Here is a 26,619-nt window from a genome sequence, read left to right on the forward strand (position 1 = left end):
TGCTTATTAGAAAAAATGGAGGATGAAACGATGATAGTGGTGAAAGTATCTCCAGCAGGAATCAAAATGCAAGGACATGCTTGTAGATCTGTAAATGGTCAGGACATTGTTTGTTCTGCTATCTCGGCACTGACTTGCAATTTGATAAATTCGCTGGAAGAGCTTACGGATAATCGGATTCGCGCAGAAACTGCTTCAGGGAAGACGGTAATTGAGTGGGATGGTCTGGACGAGAAAGGAAAACTTCTTGTCAATTCATGGTTCTTGGGACTTGCATCAATTAACCAGAAATACAATTGCATAAAATTTGGTTAACCGGCTGCAAATAGCCGGTTTTCTTTATGCCCAAAACATGAAGGCAGAAAAAGCTGTGGGAGCCTGTCGAGGCAAAACGGAGGTAAATATGAAAAAATTAATGAATTTACACATTTTTGATGAAGGTGCTTCTGGCGCGGAAGGCGCATCTGGAAACGCTGGGGGAAAAAGTGGGAATAATAACGGCGGCAGCGCTGGGTATACATTTGAACAGGCAGAAGAGATTGCCACCAGTAGAGCTGAGAAAGCAACACGAGCAGCACTTGCAGACTTTTACAGAAAACAGGGACTTAGTGAAGAGCAGATTACAACGGCAATCGCAGATTTTAAGGCAAAGCAGAAGGCACAGCAGCCTGATGTAGAATTGCTTACCAGAGAGCGTGATGAAGCACGAGAGAAGTTACAACAGTATGAGCAGGAGAAAACGCTTATCAATAAGGGTGTAAAGAACGCGGATCTGGACTATGTAATGTTTAAAGTAAGCAAATTGGTTGATGAGAAAACTGATTTTGCAAAGGCAGCAGAGAAATTTTTAAAAGAAAATCCAAGATATACAGGAGCTGGTACATATAGAGTATCAACTTCTACAGGATCTGATAACCAGAATTCCGGGGGAAATATGAATATGACAATCAATGACCGGATTCGTGCTGCCGCAAAAAGATGACGGAGGAAAGTGAAATATGAAAAGTAAATATGTAATGGATTTACACATTTTTGAGAATGACACAAACATTATTGATCGTACTGGCGCTGAGTCTTTGATTCCAGTGCAGGAGGCTAACGAAATCATTCAGGGAATTGTTACACAGTCTGCAGTGCTTCAGAGAGGACGTAAGCTTCCTAATATGACATCAAGACAGTATAAGATGCCTGTACTTGATATGCTGCCAATTGCTTATTTTGTGAACGGTGATTCCGGACAGAAAAAGACAACAAAAATGGCATGGGATAAGAAATTCATTGTTGCAGAGGAGATTGCAGTTATTGTTCCGATTCCAGAGGCGGTTCTTGATGATGCGGAGTATGATATCTGGGCTGAGACAAAGCCAAGAATTATTGAAGCATTTGGCAAGAAGATTGACGGCGCCATTCTGTTCGGCGATGATAAGCCGACTTCTTGGAGAGCTGATGTTGTGTCCACAGCAACTACAGCTAAGACAGTAGTAACATTGGCGGCCGAAGACAATTTGTATGATAAGATCATGGGAGAAGAGGGATCTATTGCCATGGTTGAAAATAGTGGTTACTTTGTAAATGGCCACATGGCTGATATTTCTATGAGAGCAAAGTTGAGAGGCTTGAAGAATGCCAACGGCGATCCGCTGTTCAAAAGTGACATTCAGAGCGGCACTACATATTCTCTGGATGGCAGCCCTATGAACTTCCCAAACAATGGCTCTTTTGATAAGAGCAAGGCACTGATGATTTCAGGTGATTTTTCTCAGCTGGTTTACTCTATTCGACAGGATATCACCTTTAAGTTATTTACGGAAGGCGTTGTTCAGAACACAGATGGTTCTATTGCATATAACCTGATGCAGAATGACATGGTTGCACTCCGAGCCGTCATGAGAATGGGATGGGAGATTCCAAATCCGATCAACAGCGTGCAGACGGACAGGACTAAGAGATGCCCGTTCTCAGTGCTGAAGTCAAAGTAAAGAGAGGCGAGCAATGTACGCAGATTATGAATTTTACACATCTGGATACCTGCTGGGAAAATCCCCAGTAGTACCAGAAGAATCCTTCCTGTACTGGGAGCGTGAGGCCAGAGTGCAGATTGATTTGTACACCTTTGGAAGAGTCAAGGTTATGCCAGAGCCACCGGAAGAGGTAAAATTGTGTACCTGCGCCGTGGCAGAGGTGTTGTATAAGGCAGACAAGGCTAAGGCCGAGCAGCAGGAAAGCGGCCTGGCAGGTCCATTAGCATCCTGGTCAAATGATGGTCAGAGTGGAACGGTAGATCTGTCAAATTCAACGCTGACTGAAACAGGCAAAATGAAGGAAGTGCGGCGCCTGATCGCGCAGTACCTCTGTAACACAGGATTGATGTACAGGGGGCTAAAATGAATCCGAACTATGTCTACACGATTACGTTGTATAACCGGATTCGTGCGGCAGATACGAAAGACAGAAAAGAAAAGTGGATTCGAACTGTAATTTCCGGATGCTTCTATAAGGCGCAGGTTAATACTGTTTTGACTACACAAGCTACAGTGTCAAATACATATACGGTTCGCATCCCAAAAGATTCCAGATATCTGTCGTATCCAGAATTTTTGAAAAATCCGGCAGGTCATTTTACTGTGTCTATGGATGATATTGTGGTAGTAGGTATTTGTCAGGAAGAAATAACCGGAGCGGACGGACATGCAGCAACGCAGCTTTTAACTCGTAACAAACCGAGTGCTTTTAAGGTTACAGCGTTTTCAGACAATACAAATCATTTGACAAATAAGCACTATCGGTTAGGAGGCTGACATGAAAGTTGATTTTGAATGGAAAAAAGATTTTTCAACTTTAGTGAGTGAGAAAACAGGAGGATCAGATGGCCTCTTGTTTTTGGCAAATGAAGCAGCACGACTTATGGATCCATATGTGCCAGCATCACAGGCAGAGGTGTTGGCACAAAATTTAGCAGTTTATCAAGAAGATGATCATGCAGTAATCCATTATTTATCTCCATATGCGCATTATCAGTGGGAGGGCAAGTTATATGTCGATCCAATTACTAAAAAAGGTGCGTTTACTAATGGAGAGGGTCTTTTTTGGTCTCGTCCTGGTGTGGCAAAAAAGCCTACTGATCGGCCGCTGAAGCATAAGAAAACAGTTCATCCATTGGCAACTTCGCACTGGGATAAAGCAATGATGACTGCTAGAAAACAGGATCTGGTTACTAGTTATGCCGCGTATCTGGAAAGGGGAAAAGCATGACGATTCATGAAGCAGTAAAGGCGTACTTCGAGCCTAAAGTGGAGGAGCTTGTTGGCGATATCCTAAGCTTTAATTTTTCCCCAGAATCACGAGATAGCTTTGCGCTTGTCACCAATTACTCGGGGAAAATCATCAGCGAATATGTAAATGGTGATAAGAAAAAAGCTTACGGATTTGCCATTGTCATAGTAAAAAATTATTCAACAGATGGCGATGATCTGAACCTGCAGTGCATGAATTTTGTTCAGAGCTTTATGGAATGGTTAGAAACACAAAATCGCCAGAAGAGGTATCCTGTGTTTCCAGATAACTGCAAGATTGAAAAGATGGAAGTCTTACAGAACATGCCGAATCTGGCTGGGGTAAATACAGAGTCAGGATTGGCAAGGTACATGGTGCAGTGCCAGATCACTTATAAAGAAATAGAATCAGATCTGCTTGGATTGTAGATTGGAGGGAAAGAATGATTAAGTTAAATTTACAGTTACACGCAAGTGAGAAAATAACAGGCAAAATTGAGCGAAAGTATATGGCACATCTGCTTAATACCGCAATTGGAGAAGAAACACCTAACTGGGTACGTCTGGGAAAGGATTTGAAAGAGTTAACTATTGAACTGAATCCAGATACAGAAACAAAAGAAGATGTAACAGGAGCAGTTTCCTTTACAAATAGCGGATATAGTCCAGCGATTGATGCAGATACATTTTATGCGGTTGTTGGAGATCCACTTTTTGAGAAGCTTCAGGAGATTGTTGATCATCGATATAAGGATGATACGCATTGTAAGACAGAAGTTCTTGAAGTGCATATGTGGGAAGGCGATGTAACAGCTGGATTTGTTGCTTGGAAGGAAGACTGTTATGTAACTCCGAAGAGCTATGGCGGTTCTGTGGCAGGATATCAGATTCCGTATCAGGTGGATTATACAGGGAACAGAGTAAAGGGTCTTTATGTTCCGGGAACAAAGAAGTTTACACCGGAAGAGTAATGAAAAGGAGAGCTAATGGAAAAATTAACATTAAAAGTTGATACTGGTGCCGTTACAGTCGATGTAGAAAACGAAAACGGCAAGAAGATAGGAGAGTTCGAGTTTGTACCGACTGATACCGATATTGTAAACAGATATGGCTCTGTGGTTGAATTCTTTAATAATGTGTCATTTAATGAAAATGAGGGGAATGAAGAGATTGTAAAGAAGTTTTCTAGTCAGATCAGAGAGCAGTTTGACCATTTATTTAATTACCCAGTGTCAGACAGTATTTTTGGCAAATGCGGTCCGCTTACCCCGGTTCAGAATGGTGATTTCTTCTTTGAGGTCGTACTTGATGGCATTCGAGGTATCATAGAAAAGGTGACGAATGAGCGTGTAGAAAAGAAGATGAAGAAGATCCGGAAAGCCACTGCAAAATATCATGTTGTGAAATGAGTGCGTGGGAGCTTCCTCAGTCCCTGACTGTAGGTAATAAAGAGTGGAATATTCGTAGTGATTTTCGGGTGGCATTGGATATTTTAAAATATTTCGGGGATCCCAATTATGAAGAAGATGAGCAGTGGATGATTTGTCTTGATATTTTATTTAAGGATTTTGCATCAATGTCGCCTAAACTTTACCAGGAAGCTTGTGGGAAAGCACGCTGGTTCCTTGATCTTGGAGAAGAAAAGACAGAAGAGACACAATCTCCTGCATTCATGAACTGGGAACAGGACGCTGGACTGATTATCCCTGCGGTAAATAAAGTAATCGGAAAAGAGGTTCGAGCCATTCCATATATGCATTGGTGGACATTTGCTGGTGCATATATGGAAATTGGTGAGAGCCTTTTTTCACAAGTATTGAGTATCCGTCAGAAAAAGCAGAAGCATCAGAAACTGGAAAAGTGGGAGCAGGAATTTTATCAGAAAAATCGCAGCATGATCGATCTGAAAAAGCGTTATTCAAAGGAAGAAAAGCAGAAACAAAAGGAACTGCTTGCACTATTTGATTAAGGAGGTGAGACGCCAATGGCAGAGTCAGATGGTAGCCTGAGGATACAAGTAGATCTTGATACAAAAGGTTTTAAAATTGGGGTGAAAGATCTGGAATGGGCAGCAAAAAGAACGGCTGATAAGATATCTGCAATTGGCGATGAAGCTTCTGTTTCACTCAAAAAGCAGATTGATGTACTTTCAGAGTTAAGTGATGGATATAAGAAGCAGGAACGGAAAGTTGAGCAACTGAAAGAAAAATTAAAAGAACTGTCAGAGCAGAAAATTGAGACAGAACAATACAAGAAATTATCAGCTGAACTTGAAGATCTAATGAAGAAAAAAACTGAACTTACAAATAAGAAAGAGGCATGGATTGATTTAGGATTCAGTGAAGCAGATGTGGACAGAAGATTAGCAGGCTTAAACGAAATTAGAACTGCCATTGAGAAGCTGGAAGATCAAAAAAGAAAATTAGAAGAGAGTGGAGAAGCTTGGCTTTTGCCAGATGTGTCGTCTATTAGTCAAAAACTTGAAGACGAGCAAAAAAAATTAGAAAAATTGCGTCAGAAAGAAGATGCGGCAATAAGAGGGGCTGATCATCTATACGAGACCTTTAAGAACTCGGAATATAGCGACCGACATATTGCAGATGATAGCAAAAACTTAAGGTGGTTAAAGGAAAGACAGGAGGAACTGTCAAAAGCTGGAGTAGGGCCAGGTTATAAAGAATATGATCAAAATGCTGCTAAAATTCAACAATTAAACGCACAGCTGCAGGAGTATGAAAAAAGTCTGTCAAAAGTCAATAAACAGGAATCCGTATTAAACCGTCTGACCAATACGTTAAGTGGAAAGTTTGATAAAGCATCATCAGCAGTAAAGAGAATGGCTGCGATGTCTGGAAAAGGTATTGCAGCTATGAAAAATCTTGGGAGACATTCTGATCAAACAGGAATGTCTCTTTTACGTGTTATTCAAACAACGATCCTGTTTGGGGGTGTATCGCGTCTTTTACAGATGCTGACATCTGGCGTAACTGGTGGCTTTCAGAATTTAGCACAGGCATCAGTTCAAACCAACACATCTATTTCGATGTTATTGACGGCATTAACGTATTTGAAGAATGCGTTTGCAACAGCATTTTCACCGATTTTGACAGTAGTGGCCCCGATTCTTAGTGGTTTCATCAATATGTTGGCTAGAGCGGCAACATATGTTGGAATGTTTTTTGCTACGCTGACTGGTGCAAAATCGTTTAAAAAAGCGATTCCAGTGCAGGAAGATTTTGCAGCGGGATTACAAGATACTGCATCAGGAGCAGGAGATGCAGCTAAGGGATTAAAGGATGCGGCAAAAGCAGCAGATAGTTACCTAAGCCCTCTGGATGAGATTGATAGGTATGAATCCAATAAGGACTCAGGGGCAGGAGATGTAGGAGAAAATGGTGGAAGTTCCATTCCTGGATATAAGCCGCCGAGTGCATCGGAGATGTTTGAAGAAGTTCCGATTGATTCAGCGATTAAAGACTTTGCAGACAAGATAAAGGCACTAATTGCTGCTCAAGATTGGGATGGCCTTGGTGAGTTATTGGCTTCTAAGATCAATTTCGTACTGGCAAAAGTAGATGATGCAATATCCTGGGAAAAAGTCGGACCCAAGATAACATATTTTGTCAATGCATTTACTCAAACTTTTAATAGCCTGGTTCGAAATATCAATTGGGAATTGATGGGAAAGACCGTTGGAGATGGAATCAATACAATCGTTAATACACTGTTACTGTTGATCACTGGAATAGACTGGAAATTGTTGGGATCTTCCTTCGCCAGAGGAATGAACAGCTTGGTGGATACGGTCAATTGGTGGAATCTGGGAAATCTTATCGGACAGAAATTTATGATTGCATGGAATATGTTCTATGGTTTTGTTACAACGCTTAATTGGTCACAAGTAGGATTGGCATTGGCGAATGGAATCAATGGAGCAATTGCGGCAATTGATGGTGAAACGATTGGTGCAAGTATTTCAGTGTTTGTGTTGGGATTGCTGACAATGATTACTACAGCAGCTCAAAACACAGATTGGCATGCAGTTGGTCAGACAATTGCAGATATGCTAAATGCCATTGATTGGATTGGTTTGGCATCACAGCTATATGAGGCTGGAAAAGCTCTGATTGATGGACTTTTGACTGCATTTAGTGAGTTACCAGCACCTGTGATTCTTGCAACAACATTGATTCTTGCATTTTTGGCAGCGATAAAGATGGGACCGGCGATAGCATCTGCAGTATCAGCAATTAAAACCATAATAACTACGATTCAGGGCGCAGGCGGACTAATTTCAGCACTGAAAGCGGTTGTAGCGATGATTGGAGGACCGACAACGCTTGCTATAGTGGCGATAGTTGCGGTTGTAGCCGGTGCGGTTGCGCTGATTATCATGCATTGGGACGAAGTGAAAGAATGGATGGCAGGCTTTGTAGAATGGTTAAAATCATTATTTCTTACGGATTGGACCACAGTTTTTGGCTCAGCCGGGCAGGTCATTAATGATTTTTTCAGCGGAGTATCACAGTTTTTTGGAGGAATAAAGAAGATCTTTAGTGGTTTAATTGATTTCTTAACTGGAGTATTTACGGGAAATTGGAGTAAGGCTTGGAGTGGAATTGTTACGATTTTCGGAGGCTTTTTTGACATGATTGTTGGATTGGCAAAAACACCAATTAATGCCGTAATTGATTTGGTTAATGGTATGATCAGTGCGGTTGAAAGCGGATTGAATTGGGTAATAGGCGGAATCAATAAGATTGGTTTCACAGTTCCAGATTGGGTTCCAGGATTGGGCGGAACTGGCTGGCATCCGAATGTTGGCACGGTAAGTTGGGGGAGAATCCCACGATTGGCAACCGGAGCTGTTATTCCTCCGCAAAGCGAATTTCTTGCAGTTTTGGGTGATCAGAAGCGGGGAACGAACATTGAGACACCAGAAAGTCTACTGCGCCAGATCATGCGAGAAGAATTGCAAAGTAGGGATAGTGGTGGAAGTCGGACATACCGTTTTACCGCGCAGATCAATCGACGAGTGCTGTTTGATGAGATGATGGAAGAAGCTCGGGCAAGACAGGATAAGTCAGGTAATAATCCATTTGAGTTAGCGTAAGGAGGAATCATGCAGGACGAAGTGATAATGATTGATGGGATTGTAATTCATCAGCCAGATAAAGATCTGCAGCATAGCTTTGTCACAACCTATTCAGAAGACAGTGTAAGAGTACAGAGCGGAGTGGGGCATTTCACTCCGCTTTTTACAGCTGAGCAGGAAAACTATACAGCTACAAATGTTCCGGCAGAGAAGGTATCAGAGATTCTACAATTAGTAATTCAACGCAATTTCACGCTGCATTATTTTAGTCCATATTATGGTTGTTGGCGTGATGATACATTTTATGTGGGAAAAGGTGACTGTAAAATTGGCACTTTAAAAGAAAATGAAGAGAAATTTAGTTCTTTGAGCTTTAATATGACAGGGATTAATCCAGTAAAGAAGGTGAGGTGATGGCTAATGATTCATGTATCCAGTGAATTTCGTGAGCAAATGGAAATGCGAACAGATTTTAAAGAGCAGGCAGAGGTGACGTTTTTAGATGGAACCAAACTTTCATTAACAGAGAATGACTTTACAGTATCGAACAATTCGATTACGGATGGAGCTGGGAGTAATGGCCTGCCTCTAGGAGCTGCTATTCAACGGCAGGTTCAGATTGAACTAATGAATGATGATGATCACCTCGAAAAGTATGATTTTGTTGGAGCACGAATCCTGTTATATATGACATTCTGGTTGCCGAAAACGAAAGAACTTAAAGAACGCATCGAGAAAATTGAATGCGGATATTTTACTGTAACAAAGCCGGAAACTTACGGACATACAGTGATTGTAGCAGCAGTGGACGATATGTACCGAGCAGATAAAGCGTTCTATAGTGATCTGATTTTCCCTGTATCTGCATCTGAACTATTTATTGAGATGTGTGAACATTGCGGCATTCAGCCTGGCAATACATTGTTCCGCAATAATGACTTTACAATCAAGGAAAAGCCATCCGGAAGTGATTTGACATTTCGTGCTGTGTTTGGATATCTGGCAATGTTGGCTGCTGGAAATGCGCGGATTAGTCGACAGGGTATGTTGGAAATTTTGTCCTATGATTTTTCGGTATTCGATCAAGAAGGGGTGCATATACAGGAACTTCGAAACTTCAATTCCTTGAAGATTGGAACCGAAGATGTAGTAATCACTGGAATCCGAATGAAAGTAAAAGGAAAAACAGCTGAAGAGGATCAGACATTTTTATGTGGGAAAGAAGGATATCTTATTGAAGTTGAGAATCCGCTGGTTGCAGGACAGGAGCAGCAACTGGTGGATTCAATTGGGCAGAGGCTGATTGGAGTACATTTACGTGATTTTAGTGGTGATCACATTGCGTATCCGTTGGCAGAATTTATGGATCCAGTATATGTGGAGGACAGGAAAGGACGAAAATATCCGTCAGTATTGACCGATATTGATTTTACTTTTTTCGGAATCACGACATTAAAAAATAGTGCTGTTTCTGCAATAAGAAATAGCAGTAAGTTTTCATCAGAGGCTTCTAAGACGTATGAAGAGGCAAGAAATCTGATAACGAATGAGCGTAAGGCAAGAGATACTGCAATTGAAAATCTGGCAAGAAAGTTGGAGAGTAGTTCGGGACTGTATTGTACGAAGGATGAGCAGCCAGATGGAAGTACAATTTATTATATGCATGACAAAGCTAAGCTGTCTGAATCAATGATTATATGGAAAATGACAGCAGAAGCGATAGGTATCAGTACGGATGGTGGAAAAACATATCCTACTGGAATTGATGCAACTGGAATGGCGATATTGAATAAGATTTATGTTATTGGCTTAAATGCGACTTATATCAAAACAGGAAAGCTGTTGGTCGAGGATGGGGATGGCAATATACTATTTTGTGTAAACATGAAGACAGGTGAGGTCTTGATCAACAATGGTATTTTAAAAGTTGGAAGTGGCTTCATCAGCACGAATGGCCGTTTTCAGCTGGGTCCTATGTCATCCCGAAACGGAAAGTTTGCAAATGGGGTATATACGGATCAGGATGTGTACTTCGACAAGGCGATCTTTGTTGATTACGGGTTAGAAATATTTGGAAATAATGACTCAGCAGCTCATACACCTTACATAGATTTCCATTTAGCAGAAAGCATAGATCAGCAAACTGCTGATTATACAGCACGTATCGAGCAGAGCAGCTCCAACGTGATAAGCATGTATGGTAAGAGACAAGGTGACGGAGACACGCCGCAGAGTTGCACGCTTAATGTTGCCGTAGTCAATACCGCATCGGATGCGCGTCTGAAAGACAAGGTGCAGTATCTGGACGAGGAGACAAGCCTGGCATTTATCAACAAGCTTCGCCCAGCAGCGTACCGATACAGTGCTGATCAGGACGAGATGTATCACTATGGCCTCATATATCAGGATGTTGAACCCATCGTTAAAAGCAAGAATTGCGCGCTGCTTGGAAAATTCTTGCGCTGGGAGAAGCAGCCAGACGGAAAATCAAAGCAGGTTGAGTATGGAGCATTGGGTTACATCGAGCTGATATCAGATCTGATCGGAGCAGTAAAGGCGCTTACAGCTCGAGTAGAGAAACTGGAAAGGAATAATCATGATTGAAGTAAGATATAATTTGAACATGGTGCCAGATAAGGGTTCACCAATACATATTAATGTATCGCAGAATGATGATAAGTGCAGGACTTTTATTTTTAAGCTGTATTCTTCAGATGGCAGCTGGACAGCACCTGCATCTGCAACTGCAACAATAGAAGGCAGAAAAGATGATGGAAAATTTTTCTCTTTTGCATGTACATATTCAAATGGAGAAGTCACAGTTATTGTACAGCAGCAGATGGTTGCGGTGGCCGGAAAGGTACGATGTAAAATAAAACTGGTATCTGGAGCCGAAACAATAGAATCTGCTCCATTTTATTTTGTAGTAAATCCGAAGAGTATGCCAGTTAATGCTGACATGTCCAAATCAGATGTAGTTGATGCAGTTGCAAAAGCAACGCAGAAGATTGTCGATCAGGTAGCTGGAAGTATTCCACAAGATTACGTGAAGCTGAATGAGGATGTCTCTGGATTAAAGTCGGATTTAGGTGACACTTCAAATGAATTGTATAAAAAAGAAGAGAGAGAAATTGCTGTTGATTCGTCTGATTACAACTTATTAGAAAATAAAGTTGCGTATATTGATACTAATAATGAAGTTATGACTTATGAAAACGCAAACGCTTATGTGATGCACAAAAACGTTATTAGTGGAGAAAAATATAGAATAATGTCACAAACACATGGGTCTGTAAACACATTGTTATATGCTATATGTGATTCGAACGGTAAAGTGATAAATTCAGCAAAAATGGGTGTTTCGCCAAATACTTATCTCACAACTGATATAACGATACCTGATAATGGTGTTGAAATGTATTTGAATGAATTTCCAACACAGACATATCCCTTAGTAGTTAATAAAATAGAAACTATAAATATTTCTAAAATAAACGGAAAAGAAACTGTAAATTGTTGGGGTGATTCACTCACTCGTGGAGTGGGGGTTGGTGATTCATATTCTAAAGCATTCCCATATGTTTTACACGGCTTACTTGATGGTAGAAAAGTGATTAATTGTGGCGTAGGCGGGGAAAACACGATTAACATAGCTTCAAGACAAGGTGGTTTACCAAATATTGTAAAGCCATTTACCATACCTGCAAATGCAAGTAAAGTAGAAATTGAATTAACTAACATATATGGTGATAGTACTGGCATTTTGTTACAAGGCGGTTCGGCATTAGACCCAACGACAGGTAAATATGTTATGACCGCACAAATAAATCCCTGTTCTATCAATGGAGTAGAGGGTACACTTACCTATGAAAATGGAAAATATTATTTTTCTCGTTCCGAAAATGGAGAGTCCGTAATTGTTTCTCGCCCAACTCCCTTAATTACTTATGCAATGAAATCAATGCGTGATAATATTAACATTATATGGATTGGAACTAATGGTGGGTTTACTACCTCAGCCGAACTGATTGAATGTATAGAAGCAATGATTGACTATATGAGTCCTATCAACAAAAAATATATTGTGATTGGAGTCCATCACTTAGTTAGTACAGTTACCGAAACGTTTGAAACGATAGAAAAAAATATGTCAATACATTTTGGCAGACATTTTATAAATCAAAGAAAATATATGCTTGAATATGGCTTATCTGATGCAAGGATTACTCCAACAGCTGAAGATATAACAGCCATTTCGCAGGGTAAAATACCAACATCTTTACTATACGATGATGTACATTATAATGATAAAGGCTACAATATAATTGCTACTCTTGCTTCTGAACGTGGAAAAGAACTTGGCTACTGGCAATTAGCTAAAGAATACAATAGTTCAGTAAAATGATCTGATCTGAGAAAACAATTGCATATCGACACAAATCGGAGTAAAATAAAAATAACCCAGAAGGCGGCAACCTTTATCTGGGTTATTGATACAATAGATACCTTACTCCTATTGTATCACAAAAAACAAAAAAAGTAAAGATGCAGAGGAGGCAATTTATGAACAAGAATGATATTTTTAATTTAAATCCCCACGTAATTCGCTATGCAGAAGAGACTCTTGGAGCAAAATATATTCCGTATGCAGATGTGAACGATCAATTTGGAGAGAAAGAGAACAAATTCTTGGAATTTGTAACTAAAAAATTAAAATATCCAATAGGCTATTTCTTGAAAAATGATTTGCATGCAAATATGAGCAATTACTACATACCCAATACATGCCATATTGTTGCAATAAAAGAGATTCCGCAGAATGAGATAGCGCTGCTGGAGATTTGCCATGAATTAGGACACTGCTATCTTGGAACCGTTGGTTACCCTTATGTAATTGGAGATGAAAAGATTCCTGCGTACTATAAAACAATTGCATCAAACGTGATTCAAGATCCACTGATTAATAAGATATTGTTTTCTTACAAGATGGATGTTGTCAACTATATGCTGAAAGCTATACAGGCTCAGGTGGGGCAATTAGTGCAATGCCCAGATGAAAAAAATCTAAGTACACTGGATCACCACTATTTTAAATGCCTATTGATTGAAAAACTTTTAGAATGGAGAATAATCCATAATGCCATTCCGAATTCATTCGAAACGGTAGCGAAAAATAAGATGCCTATTATATTAAAAGAAAGCAAAGATTTCGTTAAAAGGATGGATATAGTCGGTACTGGAAAGCCACAAAAATGTAACATGCTTCTATCGGAATTGCTCTCAGAAAATGGCGTATCTGATATTTTAGAAGTAACGGATATTTGGCGAAACTGAGAAAACGCTCTGTTTCGCAGCAATGAAATGGAGCTTATATGAACGAAAAAAAAGAAAATAACAAATATAGCGATGGGACAAGTACTATGCCAAAGCAGGAAATGTTGAAAGGGGAAATTATAATTATAAGCGAAAATTTCCCTGAAATAGTATGGGAGAACGGAAAGTTAGCTTATAAAAAATGATATGTAATTGTTGCAAACCAAGCTATGTAGTATAAGGTTATACCGCGGGCATCTGCTCGCGGTATTTTTATGCCAGAAAGTAGGTGAAATATGGTTTATATCAGAGCAGGCCCGTGAGGGTCTATTTTTTATGCTGCGTTTTTCGCAGCAAAGTACATCAAAGCGCTGCCGGAAAGCAGCGGGAAAGGACAAATCATGAACGAAAATGTAAACTACATCAAGGGGATTTTTACCGCAATTTTTAGCGTGCTGACATCACTTTTTGGGGTGTTGGCGGTGCCGATCCTGCTGATGGTGGGTACCAATGTGATCGACTACATCACAGGCTTGATCGCGGCACCGAAACGATCGGAGGATATCAACTCCTACAAGTCCATGCGCGGCATCTGGAAAAAAGTGTGCATGTGGCTTCTGGTGGCGGTTGGTGCGATCATCGATCAGCTGATCTTGTATGCATCCACTACGGTAGGTATCACATTGCCAGGATCTTTTCTGGTGGCCTGCATCGTGGCTTGCTGGATCATCTGTAACGAGGTGCTATCCATCCTTGAAAATCTGAAAGATATCGGAGTGGCGCTGCCACCATTCCTCGAACCGTTGATGAAAAATATCAAGTCTCAGGTGGCTGATAAGATGCCAATCAGTGAGAAAAAGGATAACGAGTAATTTAATTTGGGAGGGCTTCGGCCTTCCTTTTTTGCGCTGGCGCAAGCTGGCAGAAGGGATGAAAATGACTACAGCAGAACTAATAAAGATTGCAAAAGTGATATATGCCGAAGGCGGAATTTTCTCTGGAAAGAACTACAATGCTTTGCTTGCCATCGCTCAGTGTATCCATGATTTGTTACCATCATACAAAGATTTAGATACTTGCCTGGCATCTGCATTTACATCGCCATCAGACAAGCACGATACACAGTGTTTGCAGGCGGCGCAGGCAGTATTCGAGCAGGGACAGCGTCGCTTCCCAACTGCACAGATCTTACAATTTCGAAGTTTCACCAAGTACTCAGACGGGCATGGACAACCAGACAAAGAAAAGCTTGCAAACTTGTACGCAGCCTATGACTATTTGGGCAGTGATTCCATATCACAAGAGTGGGGACACTTTTATTTTGGCAAAAAGAAGGAGGAAAAGAAGATGAGTTTTCGTATGTTAGTTATGGCTGGACACGGTCGAAACGTAGATGGATCATGGGATCCGGGTGCAGTAGGATGTGGTTATCAGGAGGCAGCACTTACACGTGAGCTGCGAGATCTGATTAAGGCAGCAGCTGATCGAGCTGGTGTACCGTGTGATGTTGCACCAGATCGCAATCACTATTCGTATTTCAAACATGGTGGCCAGTACGACTTTACACCATACACCTACGTGCTTGAGGTGCATTTCAACGCATCTGCAGCTGGCGATTTAACAGGCGATGGAAAAATGAAAGGCAGTATGGTCTATATTGACAAATCCGAAACTGGTCACTCTGTCGAGGATGCGATTCTACGCAACCTCTACTCCATTGGCAGCAGACAGGCATGGGATGGTGTGGTAGTCACTCAGAGGCAGGAAAGCTACAAAAATGGATTGATGGTTCAGTCAAAGGTACGTGCGCAGGGTGTGTCTCATGCAGTGCTGGAAACCTGCTTTATTAGCGATTGGGATGACGTGAGCTGGTATCTGGCAAACAAAACTAAGATTGCAAGCGCAATCGTTGCAGGTATCCAGCAGGGCTTTGGACTTAATTATACACCGTCAACTAAGCCATATATGGTAAAGGTAACACCAGAAACTATTCCTGGCAAAGCCTTAAACATACGTCAGTGGCCAAGCACTAACGCGCCAATCACAGGCCAGATCCGAGAGACGATGTCGCTGACCATCATAGAGGAAGCCTCTGGTAAAGGTGCGAAACGTTGGGGCAAGCTCAAGTCTGGTGCAGGATGGATCAGCCTTGACTATGCGATTAAAGCTAAGTGAGTAAGTATGTGATAATCGCATAAAAAGTCCCTCCGGAAATAAACCGGAGGGCACTGTATTGTATGCAATATAATATAAGGAAGAATATCCACGCTCAATCTCAATAATTGACGGCTGTATTCCTCTGTTCCAATATCATTTAACAGTCCCTTTGTCATACCGTCTGGCATTGTATAGCGCTGTGAAAGATAGCGCTGGGAGGCAGCGAGTTCTCCGTCAGGTCCGCCAAACTGAGAGATAATTATCTGGGCAAGCTTGGCATTTGTCTGTGTGATATTAACAGGATATTGAAGACGCTTTTCATAAACCCACATTAGCAGTTACCTCCTTCCCATGGCCATGGTTCATCAGTCCAGCTCCAACCGCGGTCAGATACGGCATCAGTACGAAAAAGCGGTTTGCCAGCAGCAGCATACTGTTTTCGTGCCTGATTATATTGTGCAGCATTTTCCTGATATAGATGACGTGCATGAGGACAGTCAGGATGAGTATCCAAAAAGAGAGCAGCATCATCGCAGACAAAACCATGCATATAGACATTACGGTTATTCATACGCGCCTCCTTTCATGCGTTTAGAAAAGCAGCAGGTGGATGTGAAGGGATAATCGAGGGCGGCAAAGACTGTTCCAACGTTCAGAGCCTTTTGCGGCGGATAAATATCGCCAAAGGTCTGTACTGTCACATAAGAGATTCCGACAGGGCGGTTTGGAATATTTACTTCAACAGGAAAAGTGCGATTTTCGCAAGAGCAGTTTGCTGCCATTCTATGATAATTCCCGCGTTGGATGCAGGTTCTATTTCCATTGTAGTCCATAGAGACTCCTTTGCGTGCTTTGTACTTGATATAAGATATGACAAAAAAAGACTGCGTGACAAAAAAATCAATAGAAATGCTTGATTGTTATTCGTATTTGCGATAGAATAATACAACATATGTGCAAAATTGGAATTTGCACTTATCAGAACAATTAAGAATTAAAGCTAGAAGAAATACTGGCAGAAAAAACAAGAAAACGAGAAGGAGGAGAAAAGGTTGAAGGAGCGGATCGAACAGTTGGCAGCCGGAGAGGTGCTGGTAAAAAAGCCAGAGCTGGATTTTTCACCGGCATATCTGGAGGGAAGAGTGGAAGCCGGTACTGTGCAGAATAAAGAACTTGTGATCCGGGTACGAAACAGAGTACCCTTTAAAGGCTTTTTCTACTCAACAAATGAAAGAGTAAAAATAGAAACAAAGCAGGCGGCTGGTCAGAGTGCAGCTGTCTTGTTTGAGATTAACACAATTGATTTAAAATCAGGCGATGAGATTACTGGTGCAGTCGTTGTGGTTGGCAATGCAGGTGAGCAAAAGATTGAGTACCATTACAGTGTAGGTGAAGCGTCAGGCCAAAAGGCAATGCCGCATACACTTACAGAATTTGGTGCTTTTTATCTGGAAAATCCGTCACAGGCACGTCACCTATTTGTATCAGACAAATTTAAAGAGCTTGATTTTATGAAGGATCAGGTACAGCGCACAGCTCTCTACGAAGGACTTCTTGAAGGAAGTTCTGAGCATCAGGCATTGGAAGCCTTTGCTGTTGCTATGGAGTTAAAGAAGCCGGTGCAGCTTACAGTACAGGCCAAGACGCTGTCATTTACCGAGGAGGAGCTGCCGCAGGATGGCATTGAGCTTGTGGTGACAGCAAGTACATGGGGATGGTTTGCGGCACAAATCAAGACAGATGTGCCATGGCTTATTTTTCCTCAAAAAAAGATTACATCGCGCGATTTTTCAAATCAGCAAGGTGTACTGACAGCATTTGCAGATGTAGCAAAGATGCATAATGGGCGTAATACAGCGCATGTGCAGATCGAAACACCAATGCAGACACTAGAAGTTTGTATTCAGGTCAATCGCGATTATAAAGGAAAAAACACAAAGAATGCACTGCGTTCAGATGGCAGGCCGCCAAAGGCAGTTGTACGTTATCTGTATCATCTTCTGCTTGCATATTTAAATGAGAGCCACGAAGAAACAGAGATTTTTTCACAGATGGATCAGTGTCTGGAAGAAAATATGAAGAAATATCCGGCTAGTTCAGGTCTTTTCCTGTACCGTGTATGGCTGCTTGCTAAGCAGGAACGTATAGATGAAGCAAAGAAGCTTCTTGCCTGGTATAGTTCAAATTTGACACGCATCAGCACAAAACGTCAGCAGGAAGAATATCTTATGACGCTTTATTTACAGTGGGAGCTTACAAAGAAGGAGCATGATAAAAAGGAGGCAGCGTCAGCTGCACTTGAATTGCAAAAGCAGACAGACAGTCTTGTCGCTTCTCTTGTATGGCTTATGACAGAGCGTGATTTAAGTGATGCTGAAAAGCTAAGACAGTGTGAACGTTTGTATCGCATTTACGGTGCAAAGCCTATTATCTATGCGTATGCAGCAAAAATCTGCAGGGAAAATCCAGATGAAATCAGACGTACAGGAGAATTTTGGATTCAGCTTTTATCATATATGCTTCGCTATTCATGTCTGACTGCGGCACTTGCAAAGCAGTATTTAACACTTCCTCTTGCAGGTATTGAAAATGCGCAGCTTTTATATCATGTAATGAAGCGAATGTATCGCAGCTGCAAAGACAATCAGGTACTGACATTGATTTGTTCAGCACTGATTCGCATGGGAAAAACTTCACCTGCATATGCTTATTGGTTTGAGCTAGGCATTGCACAGGAGATCAATCTGACAGGACTTAATGATGCGTTTATGACTTCAATATGTGATCAGATTTTAGATCGTGAACTTCCAAATAGCATTCTTTTATATTATTCATTTAAGAATGATTTGGATAATCATACAAGATTGAATCTTTATACATATATTTTGGAGCATTTTCCAAAGGAATCTGATATGTATCAGGCATATGAGCCGCAGATGGATGAGTTTGCGATTCGCCAGCTCTTAGATGGACGCATCAATGCGAAGCTTGTACCGCTTTATGACAACTGGCTTAGTCCAAGCCTTATTGATGAACATCTAGGTCATGTGCTTATAACACTTTTATTTTCAAAACAGATTACAACAACACTTTCTTACGCAAAAAAGGTTGTTGTACATTATGCGCAGCTTCGCCCAGAGCAGAGTGCGCGCATAAACGGTGGCGAGGTTTGCATTCCTGTTTATGCTAATGATGCAGCGATTCTTTTTGAGGATGCATATGGAAACAGATATGCTGATCCAGATATGAAAACAGTACTTCTTATGTATCGTGAGGAACTAGCTGCTGTCTGCAGACAAAAAGTTCCAGAGCAGCTTATGCTTATGATTAAGGAGTCTGATGATTTTTATACAAAGCCCTTTGCAAATCAGGAAAATCTGCAGCTTGCAAAGCAGCTTCTTGAAAAAGCAGAGGTTACACGTTCCTTTAAGCATGTGCTGACAGAGCGTATGGTTGAGTATTGCTATTTCCATGAGGAACAGACAAGAGAGCTTGACGCATGGCTGGTATCACTTAATCCTGGTGAGCTGACGAAAAAGACACGCGTTTATCTGATTGAGCTATGTATACTTCGCGGCTACAGCAAGGAAGCATTTGAATATGTCAGCGCATATGGAAGTGATGGCATTAGTCCAGATCTCTTATTAAAGATGACAGTGCGCCGTATTACAGAGACATTATACGAGTACAGCGAAACTCTTATAACGCTTTGTGTGCGTCTTCTTCAGGCAGAGCAGGTTCATGAGACACTTCTTCGTTATCTTTGTATGCATTATGTTGGACCAACACAGGATATGTATAATCTTTTATGCGCAGCATATGATGCAAAGGCAGACAGTAAAGATCTGGCAGCGCGTGTTGTAACACAGATGCTTTTTACAGGCAAAATTGATCATTTAGAGGAAGCTTATGAGATTAGCAAGAAGTCACATTGTGTATCTGGAAAGCTTGACCGCGCAGTGCTTGTGGTACGCTGCCACGAAAGCTTGATGAAGGAAAGTGTGCTTTCACAGGAAATGCAGGATACATTAGAGCAGCTTTTAATAGAGCAGCAGGATCTTCCAGAAGTTTTTTCACTTGCTATTCTGCAGCAGTACAGCAGACAAAAAGAGCTGTCAGAAAAAAGCAGACACTTATGTGAGCAGTTATTATATGCTTATTGTGCAAAGGGTATTTATATGAAATGCTTCCATGGTCTTAAAGATATAATTGAGCTGCCGCATCAGATGGAAGGACGCATTATTGTGCAGTGGAATGGTATACCAGATTGTCATGTATGGCTGCGCGGTGAGCTGATTCCACGAGGAAAGAAGGTTACATATGAGATGCAGGAAATTTATCCGGGTATCTATACAGCTGGTGTGTTCCTCTTCCCAGATGAGATGGTGCAGATAAGTGTGCGCTGTGGTGATGGCGATGAGGAAAAAGAGGTTAAGGAAGTACTTCTTGATCCATCCTCGTGCTATTGCAGAGAGGGCAGCATTTACGGTGAGATTCAGAAGCTGATTGAACTTGAACGAAAGGAAAATTACGACCAGTGGAAGGCAGAATGCGCCAAAGCGATTCGAAACCGTGAGGCAGCCAAGGAACTGTATGTGTTATTATAAAAGGACGAAAGATTATGGAAAAACTGATATTAGGTTTTGATTTATGCGATGATGTGACAAAAATAAGCCGGTACCGTCTTGATAACATGAACCCGGCAGACATAAGCTTTCCTCAGGCGGATAATCGTACAGTCATTCAGACGGCGCTCGGACGAAAGAAGGGACAGGACGGATGGCTTGTAGGAAAAGAAGCCTATGAAGCTGTGCTTGAGGGCGGAGGAGCTGTAGTTGATAAGCTTTTGACGCTGCTGACAAAAAAAAGCAGCGTAGCAGTTGGCGACAGGCGATATCAGCCAGAGCAGCTGTTAGGAAGCTATATAGGAACGCTTCTTGAAACTGTTTATGAGCAGTGCGGCACGCGAAGCGTTGCCAGACTTGTCTTTACGCTTGAAAAGACTGATCCGGCAGTTATGGACAGCATTATCCATTGTATGGACAGCCTTGGAATACCAAGAGAAAATGTCAGCATCATCAATCACACAGAGGCTTATTTGTATTTTGTGCTGCGTCAGCCAAAGGCGAATTTTGATAATAGAGCCTTGCTTTTAGACTGGTCTGGAACTCAGCTTAGCAGCTATGAATTAAATTTGATTCGCAGTGTAAATCCGCCTGTAATTAAGGCAACAAGACAGGTGCTTGAAACTAGTCTGTCGCAGGATATGATGAGCAATGAGACTCATCGCAGGATGGTAGATTCAACAATTAGAGAGCATCTTGAGCGAATAATTGATCACCGTGGTGTAAGCTCTTTGTTTGTCAGCGGCAAGGCAATGGAAAACTGCCAGGAATGGGGAAAAAGCTTTTTAAATGCGCTTGCAGTCGGAAAAAAGGTGCGAAAAGGTATCTTTTATGAGAGCAACGTGTTCGCAAAGGGAGCTGTGATAAATGCAAACAATGAGCTGCACGGCAGAAATTCATATCCATACACAATTATATGTGAGGGACGTGTCGGTGCCTCAATGTGGATGGATACAAGTGTGCACGGCAGCAAGAAGGTTTTGATGCTTGCAAAAGAAGGCAGTAACTGGTATGATTGCCGTACAACAGCCGACCTTATTTTGGATGAGGCGTCCTCAATTCGCTTGAAGATAAAAAAGACAGGTGAAAAGCTGACTGTATTTGAAAACATCAGCCTAGATGCATTTCCAAAGAGGCCAAACAAGACAACAAGAGTTCGTCTAATTTTGACATTTACATCTGAGCATACAGCAATGGTGCGTGTGCAGGATCTTGGATTTGGCGAATTTTTCCCGTCATCAGGTATTGTTGTTAAAAAAGAAATTAAAATAGATTAAGGAGGCATCGGGAATGGAACAATATATTCAGTGCGGTGACATTGCCGAGAATCCGCTCTACGTAAAGGAACTAGGCATCCATATTTACACAGCGGAAGAATTCTGCTATTATATATTCAACAATACGTATCTGCTCGGTGAGGATTTTATCCGTCAGGAGGTCATTGACTTTTTTAGAGTTGAGCTTCATATGCCGGAATTAGCAGATAAAATTGTAAAATTCTACGGATCAAGTGCTGACATGGGTGCAGTTTTGGTAATGATCATGCGTGAAATTGGTTACTATGAAGAAAACCAGATTCAGCAGTTTCAAAACCGTCTTGACCGTATGAACCGTCAGAGCCTTTTGGAGCGCAGCAAGGAAAGAGGAGATCTTTTGCTTGATAAAGGGCGCTTTGAATGTGCGGTTCAGATCTACAGCCAGACACTGCAGATGCCAAGAGATCTTCGGCAGAAGCCTCAATTTTATGGTCAGATTCTGCAGCATATGGGTGTGGCCTATCTTCGCATGGGATATGCGGATGAGGCGATGGAATGTCTGGAAGCTGCTTATGCAGAATTAAAGCGAGAAGAGATACTAGAGCAAATGTATTATCTGGCGCTTCAGACAGGAAAGCCATTTGCAAAGGAGCTTGAATGCGTGGCGAGCAGCCAGATTTCCAGATGGCAGGCCCATTACATGGAGGTTGAAACACGTCTTCAGGAGCAAAGTGAGCAGGAGACTGTTGTGCGCAGTATCGGAGAGGATAATGAAATCAATTTAAAGATTTCACAGGATTATCTGACGCAGCGAAAACGTGCCTATTGCCATATGGTAATGGACGAGTAAGAAAAAAGAGCAAAGAAGTGAGGAGACTTATGAAAGAACTGGACAAAACATATAATCCGTCTGAGATTGAGGGCAGGATTTATGACAAGTGGATGGAGAAAAAATATTTTCACGCAGAGGTAAATCGCGACAAAAAGCCATTTACAATTGTAATGCCACCGCCGAATATTACCGGACAGCTTCATATGGGTCATGCACTGGATAATACCATGCAGGATATTCTGATCCGTTATAAGAGAATGCAGGGCTATGAGGCACTTTGGCAGCCGGGAACTGATCATGCAGCAATTGCTACTGAGGTTAAGGTAATTCAGAACTTAAAGACAAAGGGCATCGAGAAGAAGGATCTGACAAGAGATCAGTTCTTAAAGTATGCATGGGAGTGGAAAGATGAGTACGGCGGACGTATCGTGCGCCAGTTAAAGAAGTTAGGTTCCTCTGCTGACTGGGACAGAGAGCGCTTTACAATGGATGAGGGTTGCTCTGAGGCTGTTAAGGAGGTATTTATCCGCCTGTACGAAAAAGGCTATATTTATAAGGGAAGCCGTATCATCAACTGGTGTCCTGTTTGTAAGACATCTATTTCAGATGCCGAGGTTGAGCATGTAGAGCAGGAAGGTCATTTTTGGCATATCAAGTATCCGATCGTAGGTGAGGAAGGTCGTTTTGTAGAGATTGCAACGACACGTCCGGAGACTATGCTTGGTGATACTGCAGTTGCCGTAAATCCAGATGATGAGCGCTATAAGGATATTGTAGGCAAGATGCTTCTGCTTCCAATCGTTAATAAGGAGATTCCGGTAATCGCAGATCCTTACGTTGATAAGGAGTTTGGAACTGGCTGTGTAAAGATTACACCGGCACACGATCCGAATGACTTTGAGGTTGGAAAGCGTCATAATCTTCCAGAGATCAATGTCATGAATGATGACGGAACCATCAATGCAAATGGCGGCAAGTATGAGGGAATGGACCGCTATGAAGCAAGAAAGGCTATCGTAGCAGAGCTTGAGAGCATGGGTCTTTTAGTAAAGGTTGTTCCTCATGTTCATGCAGTTGGAACACATGACCGCTGTAAGACAACCGTAGAGCCGCTTGTAAAGCAGCAGTGGTTTGTAAAGATGGATGAGATGGCAAAGCCGGCAATCGCAGCATTAAAGGAAGGCCGTCTTAAGTTTGTTCCAGAAAATTATGGAAAGACATATTTGCACTGGCTGGAGGGAATCCGTGACTGGTGTATTTCAAGACAGCTTTGGTGGGGACACAGAATCCCGGCTTATTATTGTGATGAGTGCGGTGAGATGGTTGTATCAAAGGATGCACCGACATGCTGCCCGAAGTGCGGATGTACACATATGACACAGGATCCAGATACACTTGATACCTGGTTCTCCTCTGCATTATGGCCATTCTCTACACTTGGTTGGCCAAAGAAGACACCAGAGTACGAATATTTCTATCCGACAGACGTTCTTGTAACAGGATATGATATCATTTTCTTCTGGGTTATCCGTATGGTATTCTCAGGTATCGAGCAGACAGGAAAGGAGCCATTCCATACTGTATTGATTCATGGTCTTGTAAGAGACTCACAGGGCCGCAAGATGAGTAAATCACTTGGAAACGGAATTGATCCGCTTGAAGTTATTGACAAGTACGGCGCTGATGCACTTCGTATGACACTTATGACAGGAAACGCACCAGGAAACGATATGCGTTTCTACTATGAGCGTGTTGAGGCATCAAGAAACTTTGCAAACAAGATCTGGAATGCATCACGCTTTATCATGATGAACATGGAAAAGGCATCAACAGACAATGTTTCACTGGAAGATCTGACTATGGCAGATAAGTGGATTTTGACAAAGTGCAACAGTCTGATTGAGGAAGTAACAGAAAATCTTGACCGCTACGAGATGGGTATTGCTCTTCAGAAGGTATATGATTTTGTATGGGAAGAGTTCTGTGACTGGTACATTGAGATGGTTAAGCCACGTCTGTGGGACGATGGCAATAAGTCTCAGGCAGCTGCAATTTGGACCTTAAAGACTGTTCTGATTGAGTCCTTGAAGCTTCTTCATCCATTTATTCCGTTTGTTACAGAAGAAATTTTCTGCAACCTGCAGGATGAGGAAGAAAGCATCATGGTATCTGCATGGCCGGTAAGCAAAAAAGAGTGGAACTTTGCAGAGGAAGAGGAAGCAGTAGAGATGATGAAGGAGGCAGTTCGTGCGATCCGTACAGTTCGTACTTCCATGAATGTACCGCCGAGCAAGAAGGCTACTGTATATGTTGTATCTGAGGATGCGAAGGTAAGAGAAATCTTTGAACATAATAAGATATTCTTTGCAACACTTGGTTATGCAAATGAGGTCCTGATTCAGTCTGATAAGGCAGGAATCGCTGAGGATGCCGTATCTGCTGTAACAGCACGCGCAACTATGTATATGCCATTTGCCGAGTTAGTTGATGTGGCAAAGGAGATTGAGCGTCTTGAAAAAGAAGAGAAAAAGCTCGAAGGCGAATTAAAGCGTTCTAACAGCATGCTGTCAAATGAACGTTTTATCAGCAAGGCACCGGCAGAAAAAATTGCCGAGGAAAAGGCTAAGCTTGAAAAGTATGAGGCAACTATGAAGCAGGTTCAGGAAAGATTGGCTGCTTTAAAGAAGTAAATCAAATACACTGAAAAGTTAAAAAGCCATTCCCTTAGGCTTTTGCCTTGGGGATTGGCTTTTTGTGTGCAACTGATACCCACGAATGGCTTTTGGAGCTTTTGACCCTGGTATCATACTATTTTGAGATAGTATTATCTTTTTTACATAGTAGGCGATATAACGTCGGATTAACATCAAAGGCAGCGAGAAGCTCATCAATTTGAGCTTTGTTGTCAGCACAGTGTCCGTTATACACAGCGCGAATCAGCAGATTTTTCGGGGTATGTGCCATATCAATAAACTCTAAAATCTGAGTACGATAGCCATTCGCCTCTAAGATCTGGGCGCGCAGTCCATCAGTCATAAGTGCAGCCATGCGTTCTTTTAGTATGCCATAATGGAGTACTGGGGAGAGCAGATCATTTTTCATCTGCTTATTTAATTCATGCTGGCAGCAAGGAACAGAGAGGATGACTTTTGCACCCCAGCCGACGGCCTTTGCAAGTGCATAGTCAGTAGCTGTGTCACATGCATGAAGCGTAACGACCATGTCGACCTGGCTGCATCCATCGTAGTAAGCAATGTCACCGCATAAAAATTCAAGCTTATCATAGCCGTATTTAACAGCGAGTTCGTTACAGTGGCGAATTACATCTTCCTTTAAATCAAGACCTGTAATGCGCACAGGATATCCCTTTAAGACCTTTAAGTAATAATAAATTGCAAAGGTCAGATAAGATTTTCCACAGCCAAAGTCAAGAATGCGAAGCTCACGGCCTGTAGGAAGTGAGGGAAGAATATCTTCAATATATTCAAGAAAACGGTTGATCTGACGAAACTTATCATAGTGAGCGTTAACGATGCTTCCATTTTGTGTCATTACACCAAGATCAATTAAAAATGGTACAGGAATACCTTCTTCAAGAATATATTTCTTTTTGCGGTTATGCGAAAGAGAAATTTTTGGCTGTTTGGCCGAGGCATTCATTTTCTTTTTAATAGTAATGGTTCCTTTTTTGCTCACAAGAACATTGGCGGTAAAGCTTTGTGTTTCTACGAGTGCATTTTTAAATGATGCTGTTTGTGACGAAGTATCAGAAGACAGTTTACCTGTTAAATAAGAGCCAGCGTCACCTGCAGTCAAATTTTTATGAAAAACCTGAGTTTTCGTATATTCTTCTATCTGGAAAAGCAACGTTTTATTTTTTAGCACCGGACGGGCACAAATTTTAATGACACCATCCTTCGACGAAGGATTGCTTAAAATGACTCTTATAAGCGTTTCGTTTAGGCAGTCAGTAAAGAGTGACTGTAGATCGGACATAAAAAACCTTCTTTCTGCAGAATGATACAGAATCTGCTGTGTATGTTTGCGAAAAGTTGTTCTTGCTATTTCA

25 protein-coding genes and 1 pseudogene are annotated in these 26,619 nt (G+C 41.7%); 22 read left to right on the forward strand and 4 right to left on the reverse strand.

Annotated features, from left to right (window positions below):
- Positions 1 to 30 precede the first annotated feature (30 nt).
- From LKD48_RS04480 to LKD48_RS04565, 18 genes are all read left to right on the forward strand, one after another.
- Positions 31 to 315, forward strand: a complete 285-nt coding sequence (locus LKD48_RS04480; protein WP_308731334.1) for a ribosomal-processing cysteine protease Prp — start codon at positions 31 to 33, stop codon at positions 313 to 315.
- An 88-nt stretch (positions 316 to 403) separates the two neighbouring features.
- On the forward strand, positions 404 to 982 hold the full coding sequence (locus tag LKD48_RS04485; protein ID WP_308731335.1) for a hypothetical protein: 579 nt from the start codon (positions 404 to 406) through the stop codon (positions 980 to 982).
- Between the two features lie 16 nt (positions 983 to 998).
- Positions 999 to 1,979 (forward strand): phage major capsid protein, encoded by a 981-nt coding sequence (locus tag LKD48_RS04490; protein WP_308731336.1) that lies wholly within the window; start codon positions 999 to 1,001, stop codon positions 1,977 to 1,979.
- Positions 1,980 to 1,992: 13 nt separating this feature from the next.
- Entirely contained in the window at positions 1,993 to 2,388 is a 396-nt protein-coding gene (locus LKD48_RS04495) for a head-tail connector protein (RefSeq protein WP_308731337.1), read from the forward strand.
- Positions 2,385 to 2,798, forward strand: coding sequence for a DUF6751 family protein (locus LKD48_RS04500; protein WP_308731338.1), 414 nt, complete (start codon positions 2,385 to 2,387; stop codon positions 2,796 to 2,798). The genes LKD48_RS04495 and LKD48_RS04500 overlap by 4 nt, the downstream gene beginning before the upstream one ends.
- 1 nt (position 2,799) lies before the next feature.
- Positions 2,800 to 3,252: a minor capsid protein gene (locus LKD48_RS04505; RefSeq protein WP_308731339.1), complete on the forward strand. Its 453-nt coding sequence runs from the start codon at positions 2,800 to 2,802 to the stop codon at positions 3,250 to 3,252.
- Entirely contained in the window at positions 3,249 to 3,701 is a 453-nt protein-coding gene (locus LKD48_RS04510; protein ID WP_308731340.1) for a hypothetical protein, read from the forward strand. The genes LKD48_RS04505 and LKD48_RS04510 overlap by 4 nt, the downstream gene beginning before the upstream one ends.
- A 14-nt stretch (positions 3,702 to 3,715) precedes the next feature.
- Positions 3,716 to 4,243, forward strand: coding sequence for a hypothetical protein (locus LKD48_RS04515; RefSeq protein WP_308731341.1), 528 nt, complete (start codon positions 3,716 to 3,718; stop codon positions 4,241 to 4,243).
- A 15-nt stretch (positions 4,244 to 4,258) separates the two neighbouring features.
- Positions 4,259 to 4,681, forward strand: a complete 423-nt coding sequence (locus LKD48_RS04520; RefSeq protein WP_308731342.1) for a hypothetical protein — start codon at positions 4,259 to 4,261, stop codon at positions 4,679 to 4,681.
- Positions 4,678 to 5,241, forward strand: a complete 564-nt coding sequence (locus tag LKD48_RS04525; protein WP_308731343.1) for a Gp15 family bacteriophage protein — start codon at positions 4,678 to 4,680, stop codon at positions 5,239 to 5,241. The genes LKD48_RS04520 and LKD48_RS04525 overlap by 4 nt, the downstream gene beginning before the upstream one ends.
- A gap of 15 nt (positions 5,242 to 5,256) precedes the next feature.
- Positions 5,257 to 8,385 (forward strand): hypothetical protein, encoded by a 3,129-nt coding sequence (locus LKD48_RS04530; protein ID WP_308731344.1) that lies wholly within the window; start codon positions 5,257 to 5,259, stop codon positions 8,383 to 8,385.
- 9 nt (positions 8,386 to 8,394) lie between these two features.
- Positions 8,395 to 8,781, forward strand: a complete 387-nt coding sequence (locus LKD48_RS04535) for a hypothetical protein (RefSeq protein ID WP_308731345.1) — start codon at positions 8,395 to 8,397, stop codon at positions 8,779 to 8,781.
- 6 nt (positions 8,782 to 8,787) lie between these two features.
- Positions 8,788 to 10,971: a tail fiber domain-containing protein gene (locus LKD48_RS04540; RefSeq protein WP_308731346.1), complete on the forward strand. Its 2,184-nt coding sequence runs from the start codon at positions 8,788 to 8,790 to the stop codon at positions 10,969 to 10,971.
- Positions 10,964 to 12,772, forward strand: coding sequence for a BppU family phage baseplate upper protein (locus tag LKD48_RS04545; protein ID WP_308731347.1), 1,809 nt, complete (start codon positions 10,964 to 10,966; stop codon positions 12,770 to 12,772). Before LKD48_RS04540 ends, LKD48_RS04545 begins: the two co-directional genes overlap by 8 nt.
- A 158-nt stretch (positions 12,773 to 12,930) precedes the next feature.
- Entirely contained in the window at positions 12,931 to 13,701 is a 771-nt protein-coding gene (locus tag LKD48_RS04550; protein ID WP_308731348.1) for a hypothetical protein, read from the forward strand.
- A 38-nt stretch (positions 13,702 to 13,739) separates the two neighbouring features.
- Positions 13,740 to 13,886: a hypothetical protein gene (locus LKD48_RS04555; RefSeq protein ID WP_308731349.1), complete on the forward strand. Its 147-nt coding sequence runs from the start codon at positions 13,740 to 13,742 to the stop codon at positions 13,884 to 13,886.
- 195 nt (positions 13,887 to 14,081) lie between these two features.
- On the forward strand, positions 14,082 to 14,552 hold the full coding sequence (locus tag LKD48_RS04560; RefSeq protein ID WP_308731350.1) for a phage holin family protein: 471 nt from the start codon (positions 14,082 to 14,084) through the stop codon (positions 14,550 to 14,552).
- A 64-nt stretch (positions 14,553 to 14,616) separates the two neighbouring features.
- Positions 14,617 to 15,855, forward strand: a complete 1,239-nt coding sequence (locus LKD48_RS04565) for an N-acetylmuramoyl-L-alanine amidase (protein ID WP_308731351.1) — start codon at positions 14,617 to 14,619, stop codon at positions 15,853 to 15,855.
- A gap of 119 nt (positions 15,856 to 15,974) precedes the next feature.
- Here LKD48_RS04565 and LKD48_RS16495 read toward each other — a convergent pair.
- From LKD48_RS16495 to LKD48_RS04580, 3 genes and pseudogenes are all read right to left on the reverse strand, one after another.
- Positions 15,975 to 16,169, reverse strand: a pseudogene (locus LKD48_RS16495) (manganese catalase family protein); the annotation flags it as partial.
- Positions 16,169 to 16,408, reverse strand: a complete 240-nt coding sequence (locus tag LKD48_RS04575) for a spore coat protein CotJB (RefSeq protein WP_308731352.1) — start codon at positions 16,406 to 16,408, stop codon at positions 16,169 to 16,171. The gene LKD48_RS04575 and the pseudogene LKD48_RS16495, both read right to left, overlap by 1 nt.
- Positions 16,401 to 16,670, reverse strand: a complete 270-nt coding sequence (locus LKD48_RS04580) for a spore coat associated protein CotJA (protein ID WP_308731353.1) — start codon at positions 16,668 to 16,670, stop codon at positions 16,401 to 16,403. The genes LKD48_RS04575 and LKD48_RS04580 overlap by 8 nt, the downstream gene beginning before the upstream one ends.
- A 219-nt stretch (positions 16,671 to 16,889) precedes the next feature.
- Here LKD48_RS04580 and LKD48_RS04585 point away from each other — a divergent pair, with 219 nt between their 5' ends.
- Genes LKD48_RS04585 through LKD48_RS04600 form a run of 4 tightly spaced genes read left to right on the forward strand, consistent with a single transcriptional unit; the run spans position 16,890 to position 25,240 of the window.
- Positions 16,890 to 20,444: a DUF5717 family protein gene (locus tag LKD48_RS04585; protein WP_308731354.1), complete on the forward strand. Its 3,555-nt coding sequence runs from the start codon at positions 16,890 to 16,892 to the stop codon at positions 20,442 to 20,444.
- Positions 20,445 to 20,458: 14 nt separating this feature from the next.
- A complete protein-coding gene (locus LKD48_RS04590) occupies positions 20,459 to 21,739 on the forward strand; it encodes a DUF5716 family protein (RefSeq protein WP_118614826.1) in 1,281 nt (426 codons plus the stop codon).
- 13 nt (positions 21,740 to 21,752) lie between these two features.
- On the forward strand, positions 21,753 to 22,568 hold the full coding sequence (locus LKD48_RS04595) for a hypothetical protein (protein ID WP_066557752.1): 816 nt from the start codon (positions 21,753 to 21,755) through the stop codon (positions 22,566 to 22,568).
- Positions 22,569 to 22,597: 29 nt separating this feature from the next.
- Positions 22,598 to 25,240 carry a valine--tRNA ligase gene (locus LKD48_RS04600; RefSeq protein WP_308731355.1) on the forward strand — a complete coding sequence of 881 codons (2,643 nt, stop codon included), beginning with the start codon at positions 22,598 to 22,600 and terminating at the stop codon, positions 25,238 to 25,240.
- 118 nt (positions 25,241 to 25,358) lie between these two features.
- On the opposite strand, the gene LKD48_RS04605 is transcribed toward LKD48_RS04600, so the two are convergent.
- Positions 25,359 to 26,546 carry a class I SAM-dependent methyltransferase gene (locus LKD48_RS04605; protein WP_308731356.1) on the reverse strand — a complete coding sequence of 396 codons (1,188 nt, stop codon included), beginning with the start codon at positions 26,544 to 26,546 and terminating at the stop codon, positions 25,359 to 25,361.
- Positions 26,547 to 26,619 lie beyond the last annotated feature (73 nt).

This window comes from Anthropogastromicrobium aceti (genome assembly GCF_020687335.1).
Taxonomy (GTDB): domain Bacteria; phylum Bacillota; class Clostridia; order Lachnospirales; family Lachnospiraceae; genus Anthropogastromicrobium; species Anthropogastromicrobium aceti.

Bases quoted from the DNA above. Each gene is read 5' to 3' on its own strand.
- LKD48_RS04480 (WP_308731334.1), top strand. From the start codon at position 31: ATGATAGTGGTGAAAGTATCTCCAGCAGGAATCAAAATGCAAGGACAT.
- LKD48_RS04485 (WP_308731335.1), top strand. From the start codon at position 404: ATGAAAAAATTAATGAATTTACACATTTTTGATGAAGGTGCTTCTGGC.
- LKD48_RS04490 (WP_308731336.1), top strand. From the start codon at position 999: ATGAAAAGTAAATATGTAATGGATTTACACATTTTTGAGAATGACACA.
- LKD48_RS04495 (WP_308731337.1), top strand. From the start codon at position 1,993: ATGTACGCAGATTATGAATTTTACACATCTGGATACCTGCTGGGAAAA.
- LKD48_RS04500 (WP_308731338.1), top strand. From the start codon at position 2,385: ATGAATCCGAACTATGTCTACACGATTACGTTGTATAACCGGATTCGT.
- LKD48_RS04505 (WP_308731339.1), top strand. From the start codon at position 2,800: ATGAAAGTTGATTTTGAATGGAAAAAAGATTTTTCAACTTTAGTGAGT.
- LKD48_RS04510 (WP_308731340.1), top strand. From the start codon at position 3,249: ATGACGATTCATGAAGCAGTAAAGGCGTACTTCGAGCCTAAAGTGGAG.
- LKD48_RS04515 (WP_308731341.1), top strand. From the start codon at position 3,716: ATGATTAAGTTAAATTTACAGTTACACGCAAGTGAGAAAATAACAGGC.
- LKD48_RS04520 (WP_308731342.1), top strand. From the start codon at position 4,259: ATGGAAAAATTAACATTAAAAGTTGATACTGGTGCCGTTACAGTCGAT.
- LKD48_RS04525 (WP_308731343.1), top strand. From the start codon at position 4,678: ATGAGTGCGTGGGAGCTTCCTCAGTCCCTGACTGTAGGTAATAAAGAG.
- LKD48_RS04530 (WP_308731344.1), top strand. From the start codon at position 5,257: ATGGCAGAGTCAGATGGTAGCCTGAGGATACAAGTAGATCTTGATACA.
- LKD48_RS04535 (WP_308731345.1), top strand. From the start codon at position 8,395: ATGCAGGACGAAGTGATAATGATTGATGGGATTGTAATTCATCAGCCA.
- LKD48_RS04540 (WP_308731346.1), top strand. From the start codon at position 8,788: ATGATTCATGTATCCAGTGAATTTCGTGAGCAAATGGAAATGCGAACA.
- LKD48_RS04545 (WP_308731347.1), top strand. From the start codon at position 10,964: ATGATTGAAGTAAGATATAATTTGAACATGGTGCCAGATAAGGGTTCA.
- LKD48_RS04550 (WP_308731348.1), top strand. From the start codon at position 12,931: ATGAACAAGAATGATATTTTTAATTTAAATCCCCACGTAATTCGCTAT.
- LKD48_RS04555 (WP_308731349.1), top strand. From the start codon at position 13,740: ATGAACGAAAAAAAAGAAAATAACAAATATAGCGATGGGACAAGTACT.
- LKD48_RS04560 (WP_308731350.1), top strand. From the start codon at position 14,082: ATGAACGAAAATGTAAACTACATCAAGGGGATTTTTACCGCAATTTTT.
- LKD48_RS04565 (WP_308731351.1), top strand. From the start codon at position 14,617: ATGACTACAGCAGAACTAATAAAGATTGCAAAAGTGATATATGCCGAA.
- LKD48_RS04575 (WP_308731352.1), bottom strand. From the start codon at position 16,408: ATGAATAACCGTAATGTCTATATGCATGGTTTTGTCTGCGATGATGCT.
- LKD48_RS04580 (WP_308731353.1), bottom strand. From the start codon at position 16,670: ATGGACTACAATGGAAATAGAACCTGCATCCAACGCGGGAATTATCAT.
- LKD48_RS04590 (WP_118614826.1), top strand. From the start codon at position 20,459: ATGGAAAAACTGATATTAGGTTTTGATTTATGCGATGATGTGACAAAA.
- LKD48_RS04595 (WP_066557752.1), top strand. From the start codon at position 21,753: ATGGAACAATATATTCAGTGCGGTGACATTGCCGAGAATCCGCTCTAC.
- LKD48_RS04600 (WP_308731355.1), top strand. From the start codon at position 22,598: ATGAAAGAACTGGACAAAACATATAATCCGTCTGAGATTGAGGGCAGG.
- LKD48_RS04605 (WP_308731356.1), bottom strand. From the start codon at position 26,546: ATGTCCGATCTACAGTCACTCTTTACTGACTGCCTAAACGAAACGCTT.